This window comes from Rhizobium sp. NZLR8, assembly GCF_019685025.1.
In the GTDB taxonomy this organism is placed as follows: domain Bacteria; phylum Pseudomonadota; class Alphaproteobacteria; order Rhizobiales; family Rhizobiaceae; genus Rhizobium.
Genome location: NZ_JABDVY010000003.1, coordinates 346609 through 369901 on the forward strand (window position 1 = coordinate 346609; position 23293 = coordinate 369901).

Annotated in this window: 25 protein-coding genes and 1 pseudogene; 9 read left to right on the forward strand and 17 right to left on the reverse strand. The window is 61.5% G+C overall.

The window, feature by feature from the left end:
- Positions 1 to 77 precede the first annotated feature (77 nt).
- From HJB89_RS09165 to HJB89_RS09180, 4 genes are all read left to right on the forward strand, one after another.
- The gene (locus HJB89_RS09165; protein ID WP_207583615.1) at positions 78 to 830 is read left to right on the forward strand and encodes a Crp/Fnr family transcriptional regulator; all 753 of its coding nucleotides are present in this window, start codon (positions 78 to 80) and stop codon (positions 828 to 830) included.
- Between the two features lie 102 nt (positions 831 to 932).
- The gene (locus HJB89_RS09170; protein WP_207583616.1) at positions 933 to 1418 is read left to right on the forward strand and encodes a hypothetical protein; all 486 of its coding nucleotides are present in this window, start codon (positions 933 to 935) and stop codon (positions 1416 to 1418) included.
- Between the two features lie 98 nt (positions 1419 to 1516).
- The gene (gene recO, locus HJB89_RS09175; protein WP_207583617.1) at positions 1517 to 2281 is read left to right on the forward strand and encodes a DNA repair protein RecO; all 765 of its coding nucleotides are present in this window, start codon (positions 1517 to 1519) and stop codon (positions 2279 to 2281) included.
- A 109-nt stretch (positions 2282 to 2390) separates the two neighbouring features.
- A complete protein-coding gene (locus tag HJB89_RS09180; protein WP_207583618.1) occupies positions 2391 to 3386 on the forward strand; it encodes an aldo/keto reductase in 996 nt (331 codons plus the stop codon).
- Between the two features lie 40 nt (positions 3387 to 3426).
- Here the strand turns inward: HJB89_RS09180 and HJB89_RS09185 are convergent, their stop codons facing one another.
- From HJB89_RS09185 to HJB89_RS09195, 3 genes are all read right to left on the reverse strand, one after another.
- Positions 3427 to 4284, reverse strand: a complete 858-nt coding sequence (locus tag HJB89_RS09185) for an MOSC domain-containing protein (RefSeq protein WP_207583619.1) — start codon at positions 4282 to 4284, stop codon at positions 3427 to 3429.
- Between the two features lie 9 nt (positions 4285 to 4293).
- Positions 4294 to 4938, reverse strand: coding sequence for an HD domain-containing protein (locus HJB89_RS09190; RefSeq protein ID WP_221115292.1), 645 nt, complete (start codon positions 4936 to 4938; stop codon positions 4294 to 4296).
- 145 nt (positions 4939 to 5083) lie between these two features.
- Positions 5084 to 6979, reverse strand: coding sequence for a bifunctional diguanylate cyclase/phosphodiesterase (locus tag HJB89_RS09195; RefSeq protein WP_221131486.1), 1896 nt, complete (start codon positions 6977 to 6979; stop codon positions 5084 to 5086).
- A 426-nt stretch (positions 6980 to 7405) separates the two neighbouring features.
- On the opposite strand from HJB89_RS09195, the gene HJB89_RS09200 reads away from it, so the two are divergent.
- The gene (locus tag HJB89_RS09200) at positions 7406 to 7759 is read left to right on the forward strand and encodes a hypothetical protein (RefSeq protein ID WP_207583622.1); all 354 of its coding nucleotides are present in this window, start codon (positions 7406 to 7408) and stop codon (positions 7757 to 7759) included.
- A 205-nt stretch (positions 7760 to 7964) separates the two neighbouring features.
- A complete protein-coding gene (locus HJB89_RS09205) occupies positions 7965 to 8480 on the forward strand; it encodes a superoxide dismutase family protein (protein WP_207583623.1) in 516 nt (171 codons plus the stop codon).
- A gap of 78 nt (positions 8481 to 8558) precedes the next feature.
- On the opposite strand, the gene HJB89_RS09210 is transcribed toward HJB89_RS09205, so the two are convergent.
- From HJB89_RS09210 to HJB89_RS09245, 8 genes are all read right to left on the reverse strand, one after another.
- Positions 8559 to 9446, reverse strand: coding sequence for a mechanosensitive ion channel family protein (locus HJB89_RS09210; protein WP_221149622.1), 888 nt, complete (start codon positions 9444 to 9446; stop codon positions 8559 to 8561).
- Between the two features lie 58 nt (positions 9447 to 9504).
- Positions 9505 to 10035, reverse strand: coding sequence for a tyrosine phosphatase family protein (locus tag HJB89_RS09215; protein WP_207583625.1), 531 nt, complete (start codon positions 10033 to 10035; stop codon positions 9505 to 9507).
- On the reverse strand, positions 10032 to 10640 hold the full coding sequence (locus HJB89_RS09220; protein ID WP_207583626.1) for a YfbR-like 5'-deoxynucleotidase: 609 nt from the start codon (positions 10638 to 10640) through the stop codon (positions 10032 to 10034). Before HJB89_RS09220 ends, HJB89_RS09215 begins: the two co-directional genes overlap by 4 nt.
- Positions 10637 to 11482, reverse strand: coding sequence for a folate-binding protein YgfZ (locus HJB89_RS09225; RefSeq protein WP_221149623.1), 846 nt, complete (start codon positions 11480 to 11482; stop codon positions 10637 to 10639). The genes HJB89_RS09220 and HJB89_RS09225 overlap by 4 nt, the downstream gene beginning before the upstream one ends.
- Positions 11483 to 11582: 100 nt before the next feature.
- A complete protein-coding gene (locus tag HJB89_RS09230; RefSeq protein WP_221115289.1) occupies positions 11583 to 12329 on the reverse strand; it encodes a hypothetical protein in 747 nt (248 codons plus the stop codon).
- A gap of 18 nt (positions 12330 to 12347) precedes the next feature.
- Positions 12348 to 12605: a hypothetical protein gene (locus tag HJB89_RS09235; protein WP_003578293.1), complete on the reverse strand. Its 258-nt coding sequence runs from the start codon at positions 12603 to 12605 to the stop codon at positions 12348 to 12350.
- A 103-nt stretch (positions 12606 to 12708) separates the two neighbouring features.
- Positions 12709 to 13152 carry a TIGR02301 family protein gene (locus tag HJB89_RS09240; protein WP_207583629.1) on the reverse strand — a complete coding sequence of 148 codons (444 nt, stop codon included), beginning with the start codon at positions 13150 to 13152 and terminating at the stop codon, positions 12709 to 12711.
- Positions 13153 to 13223: 71 nt separating this feature from the next.
- Positions 13224 to 13649, reverse strand: coding sequence for an NUDIX hydrolase (locus HJB89_RS09245; RefSeq protein ID WP_207583630.1), 426 nt, complete (start codon positions 13647 to 13649; stop codon positions 13224 to 13226).
- Between the two features lie 129 nt (positions 13650 to 13778).
- On the opposite strand from HJB89_RS09245, the gene HJB89_RS09250 reads away from it, so the two are divergent.
- On the forward strand, positions 13779 to 14099 hold the full coding sequence (locus HJB89_RS09250) for a YnfA family protein (RefSeq protein WP_207583631.1): 321 nt from the start codon (positions 13779 to 13781) through the stop codon (positions 14097 to 14099).
- Between the two features lie 41 nt (positions 14100 to 14140).
- The gene (locus HJB89_RS09255) at positions 14141 to 14905 is read left to right on the forward strand and encodes an SOS response-associated peptidase (RefSeq protein WP_207583632.1); all 765 of its coding nucleotides are present in this window, start codon (positions 14141 to 14143) and stop codon (positions 14903 to 14905) included.
- A gap of 287 nt (positions 14906 to 15192) precedes the next feature.
- On the opposite strand, the gene HJB89_RS09260 is transcribed toward HJB89_RS09255, so the two are convergent.
- The 5 genes and pseudogenes from HJB89_RS09260 to HJB89_RS09280 form a co-directional block, all read right to left on the reverse strand.
- Positions 15193 to 15339, reverse strand: coding sequence for a hypothetical protein (locus tag HJB89_RS09260; RefSeq protein ID WP_207583633.1), 147 nt, complete (start codon positions 15337 to 15339; stop codon positions 15193 to 15195).
- Positions 15340 to 15618: 279 nt separating this feature from the next.
- Positions 15619 to 16464, reverse strand: coding sequence for a CDP-diacylglycerol--serine O-phosphatidyltransferase (pssA, locus tag HJB89_RS09265; protein WP_003587548.1), 846 nt, complete (start codon positions 16462 to 16464; stop codon positions 15619 to 15621).
- 121 nt (positions 16465 to 16585) lie between these two features.
- Positions 16586 to 17299 (reverse strand): annotated as a pseudogene (locus HJB89_RS09270) (phosphatidylserine decarboxylase); the annotation flags it as partial.
- A 118-nt stretch (positions 17300 to 17417) separates the two neighbouring features.
- Positions 17418 to 19295: an ABC transporter ATP-binding protein/permease gene (locus HJB89_RS09275; RefSeq protein WP_221149624.1), complete on the reverse strand. Its 1878-nt coding sequence runs from the start codon at positions 19293 to 19295 to the stop codon at positions 17418 to 17420.
- A 210-nt stretch (positions 19296 to 19505) separates the two neighbouring features.
- On the reverse strand, positions 19506 to 21527 hold the full coding sequence (locus tag HJB89_RS09280) for a LysM peptidoglycan-binding domain-containing protein (RefSeq protein WP_207583636.1): 2022 nt from the start codon (positions 21525 to 21527) through the stop codon (positions 19506 to 19508).
- Positions 21528 to 21681: 154 nt separating this feature from the next.
- Between HJB89_RS09280 and HJB89_RS09285 the strand changes: the two genes are divergently transcribed.
- Positions 21682 to 22305, forward strand: coding sequence for a TIGR00730 family Rossman fold protein (locus HJB89_RS09285; protein WP_018241422.1), 624 nt, complete (start codon positions 21682 to 21684; stop codon positions 22303 to 22305).
- A gap of 18 nt (positions 22306 to 22323) precedes the next feature.
- Here the strand turns inward: HJB89_RS09285 and rarD are convergent, their stop codons facing one another.
- Positions 22324 to 23238: an EamA family transporter RarD gene (gene rarD / locus HJB89_RS09290; RefSeq protein ID WP_207583637.1), complete on the reverse strand. Its 915-nt coding sequence runs from the start codon at positions 23236 to 23238 to the stop codon at positions 22324 to 22326.
- Between the last annotated feature and the right edge of the window lie 55 nt (positions 23239 to 23293).

Below are 23293 nucleotides of genomic sequence, written 5' to 3' on the forward strand. Positions count from 1 at the left end.
AAATTTGTGGCTTTCGCATTCCTGAATGAACGGCGTGCAAGCGATGGTGCGTCGGTTTTGCGACGGCAAGGGCAAACATGGTGACGTCGAGATCGGTCAATTCTTTCAAGACCCCTTGCCAGCAATGTCCCTTGCGGCCCCTGCCGCATTTCAGGGAATTCAGCCGCGACGAGCTGGAATTCGTCTCGAGCTTCAAGAGGGGTGAGCTTGCCGTCGATGCCGGCTCCACTATCCTCGTCGAGGGCGCACACAGCGCTCATCTCTTCACCGTGCTTGCTGGTTGGGGCTTTCGCTACAAGATGCTGGAGGATGGGCGCCGCCAGATTCTGAATTATATCATGCCAGGCGATCTGATCGGCCTGCAGGGAACGATCGCCGGCGAGATGCAGCATTCCGTCGAAGCGCTTTCGCCGGTATCTCTTTGTGTTTTCGAGCGTGACAGACTGATGACGCTCTACAACAAACACCCCTCGCTCGCCTTCGACATCACCTGGATCGCTGCGCGCGAGGAGCGTATTCTCGATGAACACCTGCTCAGCATCGGCCGCCGCACGGCGCTGGAAAGAGCAGCCTACCTGATCGCTTTCCTGTTTGAGCGTGGCCGGAAGCTTAATCTCTTCAACGGCCGCAAATTCATCCCCATCACCCAGCAGCACATTGCCGATACACTCGGCCTTTCCATCGTCCACACCAACAAGACCCTGAAAAAGCTCGGTGAACGTCGGTTGATCCGCTGGCAGGAGCGCGGCTGCGAGGTTCTGAACGGCGAGGAATTGATGGCCATTGCCGGCTGGGAAGGGCTCGGAGAGGGCAAACGCCCCTTCATCTAACACTTGGCCCTATGTCTTTTTTAAATGCGCATTAGCAGCTCGGAAAATAAGGTCGGTCGTCGCCTTTCCTCCGATTTTGATTCTTATCGACCGGGCAGAAAAGTGGTTTATTCAGAAATGGTGGCGGAATTCACCGATAGCGTGCCATGCGGGGCACCGGAAGGCAATGATGTTGGCGAAACAGCCGGGACGCTGCGACAGGCGCCCGACGGGAGGCATGGAATCATGAGCGCAATCCGTGTTCTGGTTCTTGAAGACAGTCTGATCATCGCGATGGAGGCGGAGGATATGCTGCGCCTGGCCGGCGTCGAGAGTATCGATATCGTCGGCAGTGTGGAGCAGGCGAGGGCTGCTATCGCTGCGGAGACATATGATTTCGCCCTTCTCGACGTCAATCTCGGTGAGGGCATGAGCTTCGGATTTGCCCGCCATCTTCTCGATATTGGCATTCCCTTCGGCTTCGTCAGCGGCTATTCCGATACGGGCGATTTCCCGCCCGACTTGCAGCACATTCCGCTTTTGGTGAAGCCTTTCGACGAAACGGCGATGCGTGAATTCCTGCTGAGGCTTTTCCCGGCTGTCGCCTGATGCGCTCCGTGACAGGAGCATGATGTCGCCCGAAAACCGCTCACTGTTTTCGGCATCATGCTCTAGGATGGATTCGTCGGCCGTAAGGACTTCTTTCGATGCAGTGGCAGGACCATGCGATCATCCTGGGCGTTAAGCGCCACGGCGAGACGAGTGTCATCGCCGAGGTGATGACGCGTGATCGCGGCCGCCATCTCGGCCTGGTTCGTTCCGGCCGGTCGCGCGCCATGCAGCCAGTGCTGCAGGTGGGCAATGCCGTGGAGGTCCTTTGGCGCGCCAGGTTGGACGAGCATCTCGGCGAATTTCGCGTCGAGCCGGTGACGTTGCGCGCCGCCCGCCTGATGGAAACGGCGACCGCCGTCTACGGCGTTCAGGCGATGGGCGCGCTGCTGCGGCTGCTGCCGGAGCGTGACCCGCATCCGCATCTCTTCGATGCGCTGGAGGTCATCCTCGATCACCTGCACAACCCGGCCGATGCCGGCGAACTCTTCGTGCGTTTCGAGCTTGCGGTGCTGAACGATCTCGGCTTCGGTCTCGATCTGGCCGAATGTGCCGCGACCGGCGCCCGTTCCGATCTCGCCTATGTCTCGCCGAAATCCGGCCGCGCCGTCAGCCGCAGCGCCGGTGCCCCCTGGGCGGACAAGATGCTGCTCCTGCCGCCCTTCCTCGGCATCGAAGGCAACCATGCAGCCGACTTCGACAGCCTTGCGGCGGCGTTTCGTCTGACGGGATTCTTTCTGCATCGCCACGTCTATGAACCGCGAGGCATCGAGGCCGTTGCAGCCCGCGAGGGCTTCGTTCAGGCGGCACTCAAGGCGCTCAATCCTGCTTTGCGGACGCTTTCCGGTCAGATCTCCGCCTGAGATCGGTTTTCAGCCGTTTTTTACGGGTGCAAAACATCCTCCGGATTTGGCGGTTTACCCGTATATGAGCCCTTCCTATGTCTTGGAGACGCCAACCAAGGAGGATTTCATGCTGATCAAGACCGCAACCCCGACGACGATCACGCTCTGGAACGGCCGCGAAATTCCGCGTCTCGGCATGGGATGCTGGGCGATCGGCGGTCCCTTCTTCGCCGGCGACACACCACTCGGCTGGGGAGACGTCGACGACGATGAATCGGTGGAAGCGATCCATCGCGCCATCGAACTCGGCATCCGCTTCTTCGACACCGCTTCAAACTACGGCGCCGGCCATTCGGAGGAGGTGCTCGGCCGGGCAATCGGCAATCGCGACGATATTATCGTCGCCACCAAGTTCGGCTTCGCCACCGATTCGCAAACCAAGCAGGCAACCGGCGCTTTCGCCGACGAAGCCTTCATCCGCCGTTCGGTCGAGACCTCGCTGCGCCGTCTCAAGCGCGACCGCCTCGATCTTCTGCAGTTCCACCTCAATGACTTTCCACTGGCACAATCGGACGCAGTCTTCGACACGCTGGAAGCGTTGCGCGCCGAAGGCAAGATCGATGCGTTCGGTTGGAGCACCGATTTTCCTGATCGTGCTGCCCGCCATGCCGGCCGTCAGGGCTATGTCTCCGTTCAGCATACGATGAATGTCTTCGAGCCGGTGCCGGAGATGATCGCGGTGATCGAGAGAAAGGGCCTGATCTCCATCAATCGCGGTCCGCTGGCCATGGGCCTCCTAACCGGCAAATTCACCGCCGACAAGGCGGTCGGCGCCAAGGATGTACGGGGCGCAGCCCTCGACTGGATGGTTTATTTCAAGGACGGGCGCATGGCCCCGGAATTTACCGCAAGGCTCGACGCCGTCCGCGATCTCCTGACATCGGGCGGCCGCACGCTGACGCAAGGGGCGCTTGGCTGGCTCTGGGCGAGGTCGCCGCGCACCCTGCCCATTCCGGGCTTCCGCACCGTCGCCCAGGTGGAGGAAAATGCCGGCGCGCTGGAAAAGGGACCGCTATCGGCCGATGTCATGGCCGGGATCGACGCGGCACTCGCGCGTGTCTGACGCTTCCAAAGCCTGTCGCATCAGATCCTGAGGACACGCATCATGCTGCGACGCGACGCTTGAGCGCCCAGCCCTCCGGCCTCTCTTCTATAATGCTGACTGTGTCGCCGATCATGATCCTGCCGTTGCCGCGTGGGGTGACGTTCCAGCCGAAAAGCGGGCCGGGCACACGTCTGTCGGCCGACATGCGGATGCGGCCCATGGCCGGCATCGGGTTTGGCCCGTCGCGTGAGCCGGTCAACTGGTCCTGCGTCGTCATGATGCAGCGCGAGCAGGGTTTGACGAGATCGAAGCGGATGCCGGCGATCTCGATCGCCGCCCAGCGGTCCTCCGGCCAGGCCTCGTCGATATCGATGACGATGTTCGGCCGGAAGCGTTCCATGCCGACGCTGCCTTCGCCATGGGCGGCGAGATCGGCATTCAGCGCCTTCAGCGAGCCGGTCGTCGTCACCAGGATCTGGTAGCCGTCGGTAAAGGTGACCGGCGTGCCTTCGCCGGCCCATTCGGCATTCGCAGTCCGCCGGGCCTGTCCGTCGAAGAAGACCAGCCGCACCTCGCGGCCAAGCCATTCGGAAAGCTGACGGTTGCTCTCGGGATCGGCGACGGCGGCGCTGACAGTTGATTTCCAGACGGACACATCCATGCGGCTTTCAGGCTGAGGCGGCGGTACCGATATTTCCGGTTTTCCCTGCATCAGCAGCCGAAAGACGCCGGGTTCCGGTCGTACTTCGATACGCGCGAGGTCCGGCAACTCGCGCTGGGTGATGAAGTGCCCGTGCGCATCGGTGATCATTGCTCGCCGGTCGCCAGGAAGCCCATAGGCGTCGATGTCGGCCGAAGGCAGGGCAAGGCCGCGGGCGCTCTTGAGCGGGTAGATGAAGAGGTCGCTGATATGCATGCCGTTCTCCTAGATCTCGTCCATGAATGCCTGGAGGAAGTCGCGCAGGCTTTGGTCGCGATCGGCCGCCAGCCTGCGGCCGGTCTCGGTCTGGAACCCGTCCGCCAGTTTGAACAGCTTCGTCTGGAAATGGTCAATCGCATAACGCTTGTCATCGAGCGGGCGGTTCGCTGCCGCCGGATCGAATGGATCATAGAGTCCAGATCCCAGTCGCCCGGCGATATAGAAGCAGCGTGCGGCGCCGACCATGCCGATCGCATCCAGCCGGTCGGCGTCCTGGAGGATCTTTGCCTCCAATGTCTGCGCCACCACCCCGGCCGAGAAACTATGCGCGGTGATCGCGTGAGCCGCGGCTTCGATATCCGCGTGGCTCCAGCCGAGGTCTGCCAGGATGGCCGATGCCTTTTCCGCCGCCAAGGCCGACGCTTTTGCCCGTAGCGGCGAATTCTTCTCGACGGCGACGCAGTCGTGCAGCAGCACGGAAGCGGCAAGAACCCGCCCGTCGCCGCCTTCTCTAGCATGGATGCGCATGGCGTTCCGGAAGACGCGCAGGATATGGGCAAGGTCGTGCGAGCCGTCGTCGCCATCGGCAGCGTCTGCGATCAGCGCTGCGGCGAGAGTTTCATAAGGAGAGAAGGCTTCGGCCTCGAACATTGCGCCACCTGTTATGAGGAAGAATGTTTTCCGTCGATAGAACACCGGAACGGAAGCGGAGATCTCGGTCAAAGCCCGCGACAATGAAGGCTCGCTGACCGCTGCCGATTTTGTAGCGGCTTGCCGTGCGAGTCGCAATCGAGGCTCAGCCCCGGGGAAGATGCATCTTGCCGCCGTTCTTCGGAAGGGAGAGAAGATGGGGCACGTCACGCACGGGTCTCGGCGGACTGATGTGATAGCCCTGGATCTCGTCGCATTCCTCGCATTCGAGCAGCGCCAGCTGTGCGGCCGTCTCGACGCCTTCGACGGTAACGCGCATGCCGAGCGCATCGCCAAGCAGGATGATTGCATGCATGATCGCATGCGCTTCCTTGTTGTCGACGATGTCGCTGACGAAGGATTTGTCGATCTTGATCTTGTCGAAGGGGAAGCTCGAAAGATAGCTCAGCGAGGAATAGCCGGTGCCGAAATCATCCATCGAGATGCGGATGCCGCGCTCCTTCAGCGCATGCAGGATCGGCAGCACCTCGCTGAGATTTTCCATCAGCACGCTCTCGGTGATTTCGAGCTCAAGCCGCGACGGCGATACAGCAGCAGCGGCAAGCGCCTCGCTGACGTCCTCAGTCAGGTCGCTGCTGCTGAACTGGATCGCCGAAACGTTGACCGCGACCTTGATATCCTCCGGCCATTGCGCTGCATCGTTGCAGGCTTGGCGCAAAACCCAGCGGCCGATATCGACGATAAGGCCGACCTCTTCGGCGAGCGGAATGAAATCCATCGGCGCAACGCGGCCGCGGATCGGGTGGTTCCAGCGGATCAGAGCCTCGAAGCCGCAGATGCGCCGCTGCGAAAGGTCATAGAGCGGCTGGTAATGCAGCTCGAATTCTTCTTTTTCAACGGCTGCTCTGAGGTCGGCCTCCAGCGCATGGCGCAGCTGCATCTGCACTTCCATCTCGCCTGCGAAGAAACGCTCGCGCTTGCGCCCGTCCGCCTTGGCATGCGACAGCGCCACGCCGGCATTCTTCAGGAGGATATCGGTGTCTTCGCCATCCCCCGGGGCGACTGCGATCCCCATCGAGACGCTGAGCTCCACTTGTTTCTCGCCGTGGATGAATGGCTCGGAAAGCGCACGGCGGATCTGCTCGGCAAGGGCAGTCACGTTCCACGGCTGCTGTCTGCCTGTCTGCAGGATGGCGAACTCGTCCGAGCCGAGGCGCGCCAAGGCATTCTCCGAACCAGCCGAGGCTCGGATGCGCTGGGCGACCTGCTGCAATATTTTGTCGCCGACTGACACGCCCATCGTGTTGTTGATCGATTTGAAACGGTCGAGATTGAGGTGAACAAGGGCGATCTGCTCGTCCGGCTTGCGCTCGATGAGCGTCGCATCGACCTGCTCGCGGAAATGGATGCGATTCGGGAGGCCGGTCAGCGGGTCGTGATGGGCGAGATAGGTGATGCGCTCGGCCGCCCTTCGATCCTCGGTGACATCGGCATGAATGGCGATGTTGCTGCCGTCGGCAAGGATGGTCACCATGCTCTGGATGATGCGGCCGTCGTCCATCAGCCATTCGCGCCGACGGATACTGCTGCGTTTTGTGGTTGCAGAGGAATGTCGCCCGACCCGGCGGCCGGGTTTGGCGCTGGCGCCCTCCGCGCCGCGCATTTTGTCGGTGAGATCGGCGATTGTCGCGCCGGCAGCGACATCGTCCTGCGTCAGGCCGAAAAGCTGAGCGAAGCGAATGTTGGAAAGTGTCAGCCGTTGGTCCGCGTCAAATACGCTGAGACCGAGCGGCAGGTTGTTGAGGATGATTTCGAAGAGCCTTTGCTGTCCGTCGAATGCCTGACTGAGGGCGGAAATATTGCCTCTCAGCGCATGGTTTTCTCTCAGCAGCGTATCCGCGCTTCTCTCGATTTCGTCATAGTCGCTTTCATGGACGCGGTAGGTCGCGATCACAAGCTCCATCAAACGTCGCGCATCGACCGATCCATCGGCCATGACGGCCTGGCTGCATTGCTTCCAGAAGAGCGCTTCAGCTTTCATGGGGATGCCTCTTGCGGGGCGGCTGCGACAGCAATGGTCGTCCTCACCTGATGAACGTACCTCATCACATCGAAAACCCTTCCAAAGTGAACATAAAATTGATTTTTTTATAAGCTGAAAGTCTGGGTAGTGGCTTGTGGCGCCCATTCTGGTCGGACGGGATTAATATTCGGTTGCAGTGCGGCAGCGAGGCCAGATCGTTAGGCATTTGTTTTATATGTGAAAAATCGCTGAAATACCGCGAGATCCCCTCATTTGACCTCGACGGAAGGTTGGCAGCCAAGCATTGCGTTAACGGTTGTCAATCATCGTTAATGAGAAGTTAACAACTTATTGACGCACCGCGCAAATCAGTTTAACCAGCGAGTCAATTAGTGATTTTCCACGTTCGTATTGCGTACAAACACCACCGGCTAAAGGCGGTGAATGGAGGTTTGTATGACCAGCACCACATCCGTTTCGGACACTTCATATGCATATCTGGCGACGCTCTCGCGGCTTGATGCCAATGGCGATGGTGTCCTCAGCCGCGGCGAACGCGCCGCCGATCAGAAGCCCGGCATCATCAAGGAACTCCTGGACGAGGACAAGGCCAGCGAAACGCAGCCGAAATTTTCCGGCAGCCTGATTGCGCTGATGATGGACTCGCGTGACAGCGGCGTGGCAGCCAGTATCGCCGTTCCCTATCCTTTGCAGCAGACCGCGCCGACGACCGGCGATCGGTCGGACGATGTTTACCGCAACACTTACGGCCAGTTCGACTTCAACGCCGTCGCCTGAGCCACTCCCGAATCAGGCGATCTGCAAGCCGGCCGTTTGGCCGGCTTTTCCAGTCCTGTGTTCCCAGCGCATGACCCGAAAACCGGAATCGATATCAGCAAAGGATCATGCGTTAATCCAACGGATAGAGCGTCCTTTGTGCTTAATCAGGAACACCTTCCTGGCTGACACGTTCAGAAGGACAACCGGACGGAAGGAGACCTCCATGAAAGCCATGTGCACCATCGCCGCCCTGAGCCTGCTTGCAGTTGCATTGCCGGCGAGCGCTCAGGACAAGCAGACGGCGGTCGCCAATTTCGTCGGCAAGGACGGCAAGGAGGACGGCCGCGCGCAACTGACGGCTGCCGCCAGTGGTGGCGTCCTGATCGAAGTCGAGATATCGGGGCTGCCGGCCAACAAATGGGTGGCCTTCCATGTTCACGAGACCGGCCGCTGCGATGCCGCGACCCATCACGAGTCGGCCGGCGGTCACTTCAACCCTGAGAAGGCCGAGCACGGCCTCCTTGCCGCCAAGGGTCCGCACGCCGGCGATATGCCCAATCAGTATGTCGGAGAGGACGGTATGCTGAGAGCCCAGGTCTTCGATAGCAAGGTCACGCTCGACGGCAAGACCGACGGAATTCGCGGCCGCGCATTGATGGTCCACGCCAATTCGGATGATTATCGCAGCCAGCCCTCCGGTGATGCCGGTGAAAGACTCTCCTGCGGCGTCATCCAATAGACTGTTACGACAAAATTATACGCCGATTCAACGTGTTAAGAGCTATGCGATCTGAAATCGCGGCGGTGCTGGAATGTGTCATTGGCGCGTCGGCGCCGGCTTTTCGGCCGCCGCCCTGCCTTTGGAGTTCTTTGCCGACGCAGCGTCCGGTACATCCGGAACAACGTCCCGATCCCTCTCGTTGAAAGCGAGTTTGACGCGCTTTATCATGTCACGGCTGACCGCCCACCAGTCGCCGGTCTTTGCCCAGTAGCGCAGCGTCACCAAGATCGCGCCGTCACCGAGGCTATTGATGAAGACGCTTGGTTCCGGTGACCTCAGCACCCGGGAATCGGCTTTGGCAAGGCCCATCAGTGTCTCCAACGCTTGATGGATGTCATCCCCATCGGCGATCTTGACGTTCACATCGTTCCGTCGCGTAGGCTCGCGACTGAAATTGGTAATCGGCGTGTTCCAGAGTGTCGAATTCGGCGCCAACCGGTAGAGCCCGTCGCCGGTCCTGAGTTCAGTCGCAAACAACCCGATTTCGCGCACTGTGCCGGCCACACTGCTGGTCTCGATGTATTCCCCGACTCGAAATGGCCTGAGGATCAGCAGCATGATGCCGGCGGCGATATCCTGCAGCGTCCCCTGTAGCGCCAGTCCGATTGCCAGGCCGGCTGCGCCGAGGGTCGCGATGATTGAGGCGGTCTGGACGCCGAACTGGCCGAGCACGGTGATGAACACCAGGATAAGCAGCGCGTAGCGCAGCACATTGGTGAAGAATCGCGCCAGCGTCTCGTCGATGCCATGGACTCGCGACAGGCCTTCATAGGCCCAGCGGCTGGTAAAACCGGCGAGCGCCCAGCCGAGAATGAGCAGGATGACGGCGCCGAGGACGGAAAAGGAATATTGCACTGCCAGCGCGCTCGCCTGGCTGAGCGCCGTTTGCGTGGCGAGAAGGACGTCGGCTGCCTGTTGTTGCATGATCTGGCCCTGTCGATTGTTCTTGGTCGGAGGCTAGATGGAGCGAATGGCGGTAGCGTCAACCGCAGGCGGCGTCGTCGATCGCAAGCACGAAGGGCGCGTTGCCGTCGGCATCCGCACCGCGGCCGATTGCCCGCACTGCCGCGACCAACTGGCCGCGGCGGTTAAGCAGCGCGTCGCCGATCTCGATCAACCGGGCATTCGGCGTCGCGAAAGGCGAGGCCGCCCGCAGCCGGCCGGCAAGCCTTTCTTCGCTCTGATCCGGTACGAGCGACAGCGCGGCGATCAGGGCTGCCGCCGGCGATCGCGACACGCCCATCCAGCAATGGATGAGCAGCGGCGTCTCCTGCCGCCACGATGCGGCAAAGTCGATAATTCCCTGCACATGCGTCTCGTCGGGCGCCACCAGGCCGCCGGTGCCCTTGAAGGCGATGTCGTTCATCGCAAGCGTCAGGTGGCGGTCGGCCGCGATCACGCCAGGTCGGTGAAAGGCCTGCTCCTTGGCGATCAGGCTGATCATGTCACGCGCCTTGTGGCGCACCGCCATCTCCGCGATGCGCGACAGCGGCGAGACGACGATGAAGCTCACGACACCATCTCCCGCTCGGCCTCGATCGCCGCGAAGCGCTCGCAGAACAGTCGCTGCGCTTCGACTGCCGGCAGGGGCTCGATCATCAGCATCTCCGGGCTGATGCCGCGCGGCTGGCCGAAGAATTTCTGCGCCTCGGCGGGTGTGAAGCCGGCAAGCACCGTCGCCTCGAAATAGGCGGCGATCGTATCGGCCTTCTTGATTCGGTCCTTGAGGTCGCGCGAGGGATGCGGCGGCAGGCCGAAGCGCAGGTGCACTGCGGCCTCCAACCGCTTCTCCACCGTCTTGTAGCCGCCGCCGACCACCGATTTGAACGGTGAGATCATATCGCCGATCACATATTCGGGTGCATCATGCAGCAGCGCCATCAGACACTCCTGCGGCCGCGCATCGTTGAAGCGGCGGAAAATGTCTTCAACGACGAGACTGTGCTGCGCCACCGAAAAAGCATGATCGCCTGATGTCTGGCCGTTCCAGCGAGCGACACGCGCCAGCCCATGGGCGATATCGATCAGTTCGACATCGAGCGGCGAGGGGTCGAGCAGGTCGAGCCTGCGCCCGGACAGCATACGCTGCCAGGCACGCGGGGCTTTTGCGGTTGTCACGCACTGGCCTCGTCGGCGCTGGTGGGGAAGACAAGGCCGGACCATGCCGGCAGGACGAGGGAAACAGGTGTTTCGCCGGCGAGCAGCGGCGTGCCTGCGGCGATTGCGGCGCCGGCGCGGTCGATACGCACGATCGCAAGTCCATGGTCGCCTTCGACCGAACCGAGCGTCCCTATAGGCTTGCCGGCCGCGGTGATCTCCGTTCCCGTCCCCGGCAGGGCTGTCACGGCAGAAACGGTCACGACGCGCCGGCGCGCAGTGCCGCGGTGCTGCATGCGCGAGACGACCTCCTGGCCGACATAGCAGCCTTTCCTGAAGGAGAGGCCGCCATTCAAATCCATCAGCACGTCATGCGGGAAGGCATCCTGCAGGGCGAAGTCCGATCCTGAGGTGACGATGCCGAGCCTGATACGCAGCGCGTCATAGAGCGCTTCCTCACCTTTGCCGTGTTTGCCGGGCCGACGGACCAGCGTGACGCCCGCCTTGGCGAAGCGACTGTCCCGGGCGCCCTGGCTGGCGTCGGCATCATCGCCCCAGCAAACGGTGACGCCCTCCTCTGCGCGAAGGGCAAGCGTGACGGCGGCACGCAGCTTGTACATCGTCAGTCGCTTCAGCAGGCCATCGCGCTGGCTGGCGTCCGTTTCGATCGTATAGCCATCGCCCTCCTGCCAGATCATGAAGTCGAACAGGATCTTGCCTTGCGGCGTCAGCAGCGCCCCGGGCCGCACCTCGTCGGACCCGAGCGAGATGATATCGGTGGTGATCAGATTCTGCAGGAAGGATTGGGCTTCCGCACCGCTGACAAAGAGCAATGCGCGGTCTTTCAGGAATACGGCTGGCATGGCGGAACCTGTCGCGTTGGTCATCGCTCACAGGTATGTCTTCATGAGGGGGATCGCAAGCGCCTCATGCGAAACGCGAGAGGAGCAAGCGAGGTGGGCGTCAGTCGCCCGCCGTGAAGAATTTCCATTTGCCCTGAGGCGTAATGCCGAGGCGGTAGAAATTATATCCGCCGAATTCCTGCATGTCGGAAAGATCGCCGGCGGTGACGATGCGCAGTAGCTCGACGCGCTCCGGCGGCGTCAGCGACTTCAAGTCCTTCTCGGCAAAATACGGCCACACATACATATCGTCTGCCGTACCCTGGCCGACATGCACGAAGCCGGTCGAGATGATGTCGAGCATGATGGCGAGGATCTCGTCTCCGTCAGGGTCGCCCGAAAGATCCTTTAGCGTGCCGATCGGATCGTCTGTGGGCTCACCCACCGTCACCTGCGTCTGCTCAGTGCCGGCGCCCATCAGCGGCCGCAGCCGTTCGAGATCGCCGGAGGCGGCCGCCTCGACGATTTGCTCGCGCATCTTGCGAACCGGCTCGGGTACCTTGCTGATGTCGTAAATCACTTCGGCGGGCTTGGCAGCATCCTGGGCGCCTGGCGTCTTGTCGACACCCTGATTATTCTGGCTGTTGACCAGCGGATCCGCCATGGGAACGCCGGGAGCGGCTCCGCTTTGCGGTTGGCTCTGTCCCTGAGCGGCCGGGGCGTCGTTGGTGGGCTGGCCTGGGACCTTGTGCAGTTCGGAAAGCGCGTACGCTGCCGGCGCGAGGAAAACATTGCCGGCGGCGAGGCTGAACGCAAGCAGCACCGGCGCGAGCGGAATTCGCGATACTTTCTCTTTACCGGTGCGCATCAAACTCTCTGATAATAATTATTGCAGGGTGCGGTTCGCGGAGAATTCGCCGGCAAGCATGCGCTCACGGAGCGAATCCAGCAGGGCCTCTGCGCTGCTTTCCCCGTGCAATCTGATGGTCTCCCGCAGTGCATGCGCAATGGCGGCATCAGCGATGATTTCAGGCTCGATTCCGTCCGCCATGCCGTCGGCCCAAGCCTCGTTCTGGTACTCCAGAGCCGCCTGCATCTTTTCGTGGACGATCATGTCGTCGATCTCGTTGAGGCTTGCTTCCATTGTCTTTTCCTCAGAACTTCTCATGTCTTACTGCACCGTTAACAACACTAACAGCCTTTTCCCAAAACGACACGTCCGCATGCGAAAACAGGTTAATTAAACGTCAATTTCCAAAACGCGAGGTAATTTCTGTGGCGAGTGTTGCACCTTCGTTACGGTAGCGCTCTTCTGCCACGATGGCCGCTGCGGTGCAATCCGTATAGACGGAGGCGAACGCGCGGTAGCCGCGATTGAAGGCTGCAGTCAGCCTTTCCTTGCGCAGCTGCTCGTTGCCGGTCTCCGAATCGAGCAGCTGCTGCATGCCGTTGCGCCACTCGTCGGCGTCTGCCGCCTTGCAGAGCGTTCTCAAATAATGCACCGAACCCAACACCTCGGCGAGCCGCGCCAGCTTGTCGTCATAAGGCACGATCACGGCGGGCGGCGGCGTAATCTCCTCCTGTGGAGGCGGCGAATTCTTGCCCTGCGCCATGGTCGGACCGGCCAGGACGAGCAGGGACAAGAAAATGCGTCGAACGGGAATCATGCTCTCAGTTGATACGTTGAGCATGACGGCAACAAGGCGGGCCTGAGAGTTTCCACTTCTATTCGCCGCCCGCCAGGACATGATGCCCAAAAGCGTCAGCGGTTTTCGGCATCCTGTTCTAGCCGCTCGGCGCATTCGAGCACGCTCTGCGGTACGGGCAATCGCCGGATTTCCTCCACCGTGTACCAGCCGACGGCGGCCGCATCGTCGGCGGCTTCCGCCACCACATCCCTATCCGCCTCGACCCGGAAGACCGAGAGCAGGAAATGGCTGTTGACGCTGCCATCGGCCGCATGGGTCTTCAGATCATAGGTCGAAAGCAGCCGCGGATTGCGTGCCGAAATGCCGGTCTCTTCACCGAATTCTCGCAAGGCCGTTTGCTCCGGGGTCTCGCCAGGTTCAGCGCGTCCGCCGGGAAAGGCATACATGTCGGCGGAAGGCGGATTGCGCCGCAGCACCAGCAGGAATCGTCCGTCGCGTTCAAGAATGGCGGATGAGGCGGCTTTGGCGGTGGAGGTCATCGGGGCTGCTCTTGGGGCTCTTGGCTCGGATCGCCCATCCTATCCGATGAACCGATATTTGCATGCCGCCGCTGCTTGGCTTCCCCAGTTTTCGCTGGGATAGTGGTGACGGATTCGAAAGGTGCTTTCGTGACCTACATCATTTACGCCTTCGCCGCCGTCTTCGAGATCGCCGGGTGTTTTGCCTTCTGGGCGTGGCTGAAACTCGAAAAGCCGATCTGGTGGCTGGCGCCGGGCATGGTCTCGCTGGCGCTTTTTGCCTGGCTTCTGACGCTGGTGCCGAGCGAGGCGGCCGGCCGCACCTTCGCGGCCTATGGCGGCATCTACATCGTCGCCTCGCTGCTCTGGCTTTGGCTGGTCGAAAGCCGCATGCCTGATCGTTACGACATCGGCGGGGCGTTGATCTGCCTTGCCGGGACGAGCATCATCCTCTTTGCGCCGAGAGGCTGAAGCGCCTTGACCGGACTCAGGCCCGGTGCAAAGACAAGCCGATGTGTGGACGTTTTGCCCTGACAATCACTAGCGCCGGCCTGCGCGACATTTTCTCCGGTCTGGATTTCGACGAATTTCCGGCGCGCTACAATATTGCGCCGACGCAGCCGATTCTCGTCGTCATTTCAGGCGAGGGCAGGGAGCAGGGCAGCAACTTGGCCGACCGGCGCGCCGTGCTCGTGCGCTGGGGCTTCACGCCGGGCTGGGTCAAGGATCCGAAGGAATTTCCGCTGCTGACCAATGCCCGCTCCGAGACCGCGATCGGCAAGGCTTCTTTCCGGGCGGCCATGCGCCATCGCCGCGTGCTCATCCCGGCCTCCGGCTTCTATGAATGGCATCGTGCATCAAAGGATAGCGGTGAGAAACCGCAGGCCTATTGGATCAGGCCGCGTCAAGGCGGGGTCGTCGCCTTTGCCGGCCTGATGGAGACATGGTCCTCGGCTGATGGTTCCGAGGTCGATACCGGCGCGATCCTGACGACATCAGCCAACTCAGGCATATCCTCGATCCACGATCGCATGCCGGTCGTCATCAAGCCCGAAGACTTTTCGCGCTGGCTGGATTGCAAGACGCAGGAACCGCGCGAGGTGGTCGACTTGATGCGGCCCGTTCAGGACGATTTCTTCGAGGCCGTCCCGGTCTCCGACAAGGTCAACAAGGTCACTAATATGGGGCCTGACCTGCAGCAGCCGGTCGTCATCGAAAAGCCGCTGAAGGCTCCCGAGAAGCGAAGGCCTGACGACGACCAGCTCAGTTTCTTCTGAAGCGGCATCCGCCATTTTTCACTTGGCGGTATAACCGCTTGGTTCGTCTTGTGCGTTGGAGGAGGTTTTGGTGCGGCTTGCTGCAACCGCTCCACGTCAGACCCGCCGCACGGCGGGTTGGAGGATGGCGTGGTCGGCATCGTCTGAGGCTTCCGGCGATAAATCTCAGCATCCGCTTCGTCAGCGGTACCTAACGCATGTCACCCAAAATCACTGCTGTTTTGGGATGACGACATGCGGAGAACCAGACTTGAAGCGCACCGAAGTCCGGTTGGAAGTGTAGCACCTCAAGCGGATTTCTTGACGGTGCCCGGCTTGTTCTTTGCCATCAGCGATGCTGCGACAACGGCCTTCAGGCCAACCGGGCGATAGTTGGCGCTGAGATCAGGCTTGGACGGCTGCTGTTCGCTGCTAATACTCTTTTTCGAGGTCACGATACTCTCCTTACGTGGTTCTTCCCTGGGCATTTTATGATTTGCTGTTTCGTCATAAATAGCGACAAAACAGAGACGTCTCCCATCAGGATTTGTAAACGAGCACCATAATTCGCGAGGCTTAACTGAAGCCTACGTTGGTTAATACTTACTGAAGACAGCGGTTCCAACTAAAGTGCGCAGCGGTTTTCGCCGGAGAATCGCGCGTAGCGGTTATCCCGTGGGTGAGAACGTAGAGAGAAGATTTCCCAGGTCAGAAAAATCAGCAATGCGCGGAGATCAGATGTGCCGGCCGATATCGTCGTCGCCGACACCAGGTTCCTCGATCGTCAGCGTCCCATATTTCCGGCGCCATTTCCGTGCGCCGAAGGGAAGCGATATAAGGTAGGCAGCAACGGTAAAGACCATCACCTCCCAGGTGTAGCTCATCAGCAGAGCCACATAGAGCACGACGCCGAGCATCATCGGCAGCACGAGATCGCGCCGCAACCGGTTGCCTTCCGATTTGCCCGACCAGACCGGCAGCCGGCTGATCAGCAGGAAGGCGATAACGACCGTATAGATCGAAGAAACATAGGCGAAGGTGCGGTCCGTCGCCAGGCCGAGGAAGCCGAGATAGACCGGCAGCAGCACTAGCATGGCGCCAGCCGGCGCCGGCACGCCGACGAAATATTCCGATTGCCAGCTCGCCTTGTTCTCACGTTCGGCCATGACGTTGAAGCGGGCAAGCCGAAGCCCGGCGGCGATCGCGTAGATCAGGGCGGCGATCCAGCCGAGCGAGCGCGCCTGGTCGAGCGCGAAGACATAGACGACGAGGGCGGGTGCGACGCCGAAATTGACGATATCGGCAAGCGAATCCATTTGCGCGCCGAACTTCGAGGTCGCCTTCATCAGCCGGGCCACGCGCCCGTCGATGCCGTCGAGGAAGGCGGCCACCAGTACCATGGAGACGGCGAGCTCGTAACGGTTCTCGAAAGCCAGCCGGATGCCGGTCAGCCCGGCGCAGATCGCCAGAATGGTGATGAGGTTCGGAAAGACGAGACGGAGCGGGATTTCGCGCAGGCGCGGGCCGCGGGCGGAATCATCCGGACCATTGGGCTCGAAAGGCGGAAAGGGCGTTTCCATATCGCGTTCCAATCTGAACCTGGAGCATGTCGCGCAAAACTGTGCAGCGGTTTGCGATAACGACAGGCGTAAAACAATGGGCTTAAGCGCCAAGAGCGAATCTGAAAGATCGCGACGCGCTTTAGCTGCGGCGGCTGATGACGGGACCCTTGGCGGAGGCAAATTCGGCGATAACAGTTTCCCCGGCAATCGCCACTTGGCCGAGCGAGACGCGTGGCGCGGCACCGGCCGGCAGGAACACGTCGAGCCGCGACCCGAAACGGATCAGCCCGAAGCGCTCGCCGGCATCTAACGGTTCGTTGGGGTTTGCCCAGCAGAGGATGCGCCGTGCCACGAGACCGGCGATCTGGACCACACCGATCTGGCCGTGCCGGGTTTCGATCACCAGCCCGTTGCGTTCATTGTCCTCGCTCGCCTTGTCGAGCTCGGCGTTGACAAAGCTGCCGGAGCGGTAGTTGATGCTGACGATGCGCCCGCGCATCGGCGCCCGGTTCACATGGCAATTGAAGACGTTCATGAACACCGAGATGCGCAGCATCGGCTCGGAGCCGAGATTGAGTTCCGCCGGCGGGGTCACCATCTGGATCGCCGAGACTTTGCCGTCGGCGGGAGAGATCACCAGATCGTCGTCCTGCGGGGTCACCCGTTCGGGATCGCGGAAGAAATAGGCGCACCAGAGCGTGAAGATCATGCCGATCCAGAAGAGCGGCTTGAAGATCCAGCCTAGGATCAGCGACGCGACGAAGAAGGCGGCAACGAAGGGATAACCCTCCTTGTGCACGGGGACGATCGTGTTGCGAACCGTGTTGAACAGGCTCATGCTGCCGGTCTCCTTGCGTTTGCGTTTCTCGCTGGTTAGCGAAAAACCGTCTCCGGGGCAATGCTATGGCCCGCGCCCTGGTTCCGACGCCGGGGTTCTGAACAACAAAAGCCTGTCGGTGCCCTATCCCGGCTCAGCTTGCCGGGGCAAGCCGCGCAATCACGCCGAGGTCGTCGCTTTCTCGCACCTGCTTCAGATGTTCCTCCGCCTGTGTCGCCTCGCGTTGGCGGTTCCACATCGAGGCGTAGAGACCGTTCATTTCGAGCAGGGCGGCATGCGTCCCGCGCTCGGCGATCTCCCCGCTTTTCAGCACGATGATTTCGTCGGCGCCGATGACGGTCGAAAGCCGGTGGGCGATCACCAGTGTCGTGCGGTTCTTCGACACCACGTCGAGCGCGGTCTGGATTTCCCGTTCCGTCGTCGTATCGAGCGCCGATGTCGCCTCGTCGAGGATCAGGATCGGCGGCGCCTTGAGGATGGTGCGGGCGATCGCCACCCGCTGCTTCTCGCCACCCGAAAGCTTGAGCCCGCGTTCGCCGACCTTGGTCTCGAATCCCTCGGGCAGCGTCTCGATGAAATGGGCGATCTGCGCTACCTCGGCTGCCGCAAAGACCTCGCCTTCGCTGGCCGATGTGCGGCCGTAGCGGATGTTATAGGCGACCGTGTCGTTGAAGAGCACGGTATCCTGCGGCACCATGCCGATCACTGAGCGCAGGCTCTTCTGCGTCACTGTGCGGATGTCCTGGCCGTCGACGGTGATTACGCCGCTCTGGATATCGTAGAAACGGTAGAGCAGCCGCGACAGCGTCGATTTGCCGGCGCCCGAAGGACCGACGACGGCAACTGTCTTGCCGGCTGGAACATCGAAAGAAATGCCCTTCAGGATCGGACGGGCCGGGTCGTAGGAAAAGTGCACGTCCTTGAAGGCGATCGCACCCTGGCCGATCCGAAGCTCGGTCGCATCGGACGTGTCTTTGACCTCGGCCTTGACCTCAAGCAAGTCGAACATCTGCTCGATGTCGGTCAAGCCCTGGCGGATTTCGCGGTAGACGAAGCCGATGAAATTGAGCGGCGCGGAAAGCTGCAGCAGCATCGAATTGACGAAGACGAAATCGCCGACCGTCTGCTCGCCGCGCTGGACGGCCAGCGCCGACAGCACCAGCATGATGGTCGTGCCGATGCCGAAGATGACGCCCTGGCCGAAGTTCAGGCAGCCGAGCGAGGTCCAGACATCGGTCGCCGCCTTCTCGTAGCGTTCCATCGATTTGTCGAAGCGTTTTGCCTCCATCTCTTCGTTGCCGAAATATTTGACGGTCTCGAAATTGAGGAGGGAGTCGATTGCCTTGGTGTTGGCGTCGGTATCGCTGTCGTTCATTGACCGGCGGATGGCGATGCGCCAGTCGGATGCTCGGATGGTGAACCAGATATAGGCCCAGACAGTGAAGCCGGTGACGGCGAGATAGGAGAAGCCGTAGCCCCACCAGAAGATCGCCGCCGTCAGCAGGAATTCAATGACTGTCGGGACCGAATTAAGGATCGTGAACCGCACGATCGTCTCGATGCCCTTGGTGCCGCGCTCGATGATGCGCGAGAGACCGCCGGTCTTGCGCTCCAGATGGAAGCGCAGCGACAACTCGTGCATGTGCACGAAGGTCCTGTAGGCGAGCTGACGCACCGCATGTTGCCCGACGCTGGCAAACAGCGCGTCGCGCAACTGGTTGAGGCCGAGCTGAATCAGCCGGGTGATGTTATAGGCGATCACCAGGGCGATGGCGCCGGCCAGCAGCGGCGGCACCGAGCCGGCCAGATCCATCCTGCCGTTCAGCGCATCGGTCGACCACTTGAAGAAATAGGGGACGAGCAGCAGGACGAACTTGGAAATCAGCAGGAAGACCGAAGCCCAGACCACGCGCATCTTGAGGTCCGGCCGGCCGGCCGGCCACATATAGGGCCAGAGGTTGAGAAGCGTCTGCAGCAGGTTGGATTCCGAGACTGTCTTACCGTTTGCCATGCTTGTCTCCAGCCCGGATGGGCTTGCGGCGATTGCCGCGCTTCGATGCCGGCAAGAGCACGGAACCGGGACGTGCCCGAAAGCACTCGCCGCAACCCGCAGCCGCCATCGCCAGATAGGGTGTCGGGCGGACGAATACAACAAATGCGGAGTTCAGGAAAAGACAGGCCGGGCGGTTCGCCCGCCCGGCTTCGTCATCTTGTCTGGCGTTTAGAGGTGTTGGCCGGAAAGGCGCTTGCGGTGCAGCTCTTCGGCATTCGGCAACACATCCTTCGGCAGACCGAAAATCTGACCGGGACGGATGCGGTCTGGATCGACGATCTTGTCTTCGTTGGCGATGTAGATCGTCGTGTAACGAACGCCGAGGCCATAGGTGCGGCGCGAGATCTGCCACAGCGTGTCGCCGCGGCGAATGATGACCGCCGCGTTGTTTGCAGTCAGCGGCGCCTGTTCGATCGTCTTCGGCTGATTGCCTACGACATCGTTTGCAGAGGTCACCGCCGGCGCGGGCGTGGCGGTAAGTTCAGCGATCATGCCACCCAGCCTGTCGAGTGCCGCGCCGACGGACTTCGCGTCCCCAGGCAGGCTCTGCAGCAGCGTCAGCGCATTGCCGGCGACCTGAGAGGCGGCGCCGGACGCTTGCTTGAAGGCATCGGATGCATCTGCCGACGCGCGGAAATCGGCGACCGAGCGCAGTGCGAATTCCGTTGCCGAGCGCGCTGCCGCAAGCTGTTCGGCGCCCGGCAGCTTGCCGTCGGCAAACAGCCCCTTCAGCAGGCCGAAGGCCTTGCCGGTCTCGGCCTTGCGCTTGCCGAGTTCGCCTTCGTCGAGCGGCACCATCGAGGAAGCGCCATTCGCGTCGGCAGGCGCGGATTGGGCGGCGACCCTCACCTGGTCGCCGGCAGGGCGATTGAAATTCACCGCCGCGCGAACGATCACCTTGCCGGAGGGATCGACAACATCAACGCGGATCTTGTGGTCGCCGACCGAAAGCGCCACCACACCGTCGATGACGAAATGGCCGTCCGAGCCGGCCGTGTCCTGGCCGACCAGGCTGTCGTCGGCATAACCGACGACCTTGGCGTTGGCGCGCGCCGTGCCGGCAATGAAGATCTTGTTGCCTTCGATCTCGACGGCATTGACCATCACATCGGGCGCATTCGTCTTGTCGGGTGCGGCGGTGCCGGGGATGGCCGGTGCCGTGGCTGCGGCGCCGGAGGCGGCGTCGGTGAGGTTTGGCGTCTGCAGCGCCAGCTCGCCGGTCGGCGCAGCTGTTGTGGCAGGCGCAGGCGAGCTTTCGCCCGTGGCCGGTTTGTTGGAGGCATCGGCAACTTCGGTTCCGGCCTTCGGCGCGGTGATGATGCGGCTCGCTGTGCCGGGTTTGGATACCATGGCGAGCAGATTGGCACCGTTGCCGTCTTTCGGCACGGAAATTGTCGCGACTTCTTCGGAAAGCGAGCTCTTGCCGTCCTTGCCGGTGAACTTGAGCACCAGCTGGTGGTCGCCCGCTGCAAGCGGCTCGTCGAGAACCGCGGCGAAATCGCCGCTTGCATCGACATTGGCTGTCGTTACGACCTTTTCGCCGTCAAGCACTTCGAGCTTGCCGTTCGGTTCGGCGGAGCCGGCAATCACCGTCGAGCCGTCGGGCTCAACGCGCAAGACGTCGAAGGCGGGAAGCTTCGGGCCGGCATTCGCCGCTGCCGTGCTCGCAGCAGGGTCGGACGCACCGGTCAGCGCAGCCTCGGCCTTGGCGATCGCGGCAAGCGCATCGGCGATGTTCTCCGGCAGCGCCTGGACGATAGCGAGCGCCTTCGCGCCGCCGTCCTTGGCTTTCGTGGCAAGCGTCTGGGTCGCCGGATCGAGGCCCTCGGGGATTGCGAAACCGGCAAGTGCGCCCAGCGCGTTGACGGCCTTGGTCTTGGTGGCGGCGAAGACATCGTCGGCAGGGCCCTTGCCGTCGGCAAACAGCGCCTTAAGTTCGCTGAGCGAGACGCTGGCGCCGGCCGAAAGGCGGCCCACCTTGTCGGCTGTCGCAGCCGCATCCGCCACAGCGGAGCGCGATGTCTTTGCCGACTCGTTAACCGTATCCTTGAGTTCCGTGCTCGCCTGGTTGATCGCGTCGCCGACCTTGCCTGCATCGCCGCCGATGCGCGGCATAACGAAAAACACCATCAGTAGGATTGCGATTACGAGCACTGCAAGGGCCAGCAAGCCGGCACGGTTCTTCATCATTATGTCTCCCAAGGCGGCAATTTGCCGTAGTAACCGAAATTGCTAGCGATTCCCGTTGCTTTTCACAAGCATTCAAAGCAATTCGGCAAGCTAGGCACGCTGCTTTCCAGTCAATTTTCTTGACTGCATTGAAATGGAATAGTTGTTTGCCTCTATGACCGAACAATCTGTATCGATTCGATCCATCTGCGTTTACTGCGGCTCAAGGCCGGGACGCGATCCCTCCCACATGGCGGCCGGGCGCGCTCTCGGACGAGAGATCGCCGAATACGGCCTGCGCCTCGTCTATGGCGGGGGTACCAAAGGCATCATGGGCGCGGTCGCAAGCGGCGTGCTTTCAGGCGGCGGTCAGGTCACGGGCATTATCCCCGAATTCCTGATCGATATGGAGGCGACTCGCCACTCGCTCGGTCAGCTCAACGAACTTATTGTAACCCCTGATATGCATGCGCGCAAACACACGATGTTCGAGCGTTCCGATGCTTTCGTCGCGCTGCCAGGCGGCATCGGCACGCTGGAGGAGATCGTCGAGATCATGACCTGGGCACAGCTCGGCCGCCACGAAAAGCCGATGGTTTTTGCCAACGTCAACGGTTTCTGGGATCCGATGATGGAACTGATGCGCCATATGACCGAAGAAGGCTTCCTGCACACCGCCCACCGGGTGCAGCCGCTCGTCGTCGACGAGATCTCCGGCATCATTCCGGCGATCATGGCCCAGGCAGCCCAACTCGCCGCCGATCGTAACGGCGAGGACGAGGTGATCTCGAAGATGTAGAAGTCCGTACGGGCGCCCTCAGCGCCCGCGGCTTCCCCTCAGCATCGACCAGCTGTAGAGGACCAGCCCTGCCCAGATCAGCGGGAAGGCAATCATGCGCGCCGTGCCGAGCGGCTCCTGGAAGACGAAGACCGCGATCAGGAAAATCATCGTCGGTGCGATATACTGCATGATGCCGATCGTCGAGAGTTTCAGCAGCTTGGCGCCGTTGGCATAGATCATCAGCGGCACAGCGGTAATGACGCCGCAGCCGAGCAGCAGCGTCGTATCTGCAAGGCCGGTGCGGTAGAGGTGGCCCTGGCCGCTGCCGAATTCGAGATAGAGGATATAGAGCAGGGCGGGTCCGCTGAGGATCAGCACTTCGAGGAAGAAGCCCTGGTTCGGCCCGAGCGGCAGCGTCTTGCGGAGCAAAGCATAAAACCCCCACGAGATCGCCAGCGTCAGCGCCACCCATGGAATGCCGCCGCTATCGAATGCGAGAATGGCGACGGCAAGCCCTGCCAGCGCGATCGCGGCGATCTGCAGCGGCTGCAGCTTCTCCTTGAGCAGCACCGAGCCGAGGAAGATGCTGAACAGCGGATTGATGAAATAACCGAGCGCCGCATCGAGCGAATGGCCGGCGCCGATCGCCCAGACATAAGTGCCCCAGTTGACGGTGATCAGCGACGCCGTCAGCGCTGCCATCGCCAGCATGCGCGGCGAGCGCAGCGCAGTCGCGATCTCCTGGGTGCGCCCGAGCACGATCAGAACGATGCCTGCCAGCGGCAGCGACCAGACGATGCGGTGGGCGATCACCTCGGCCGGCGAAATATGCGCCACCGCCTTCATGTAGATCGGCAGGAAGCCCCAGAGCAGATAGGCCGTCAGCGCGAAGGCGAAACCGCGCGGACTGTCTTCGTTCTTGGCCAAGGGAACGGATGCATCGGTCGACATCGGGGTGTTTCCATCTTTGTTCTTCTTCTGATCCGGCCTAGCTTAAGCGCCGTGA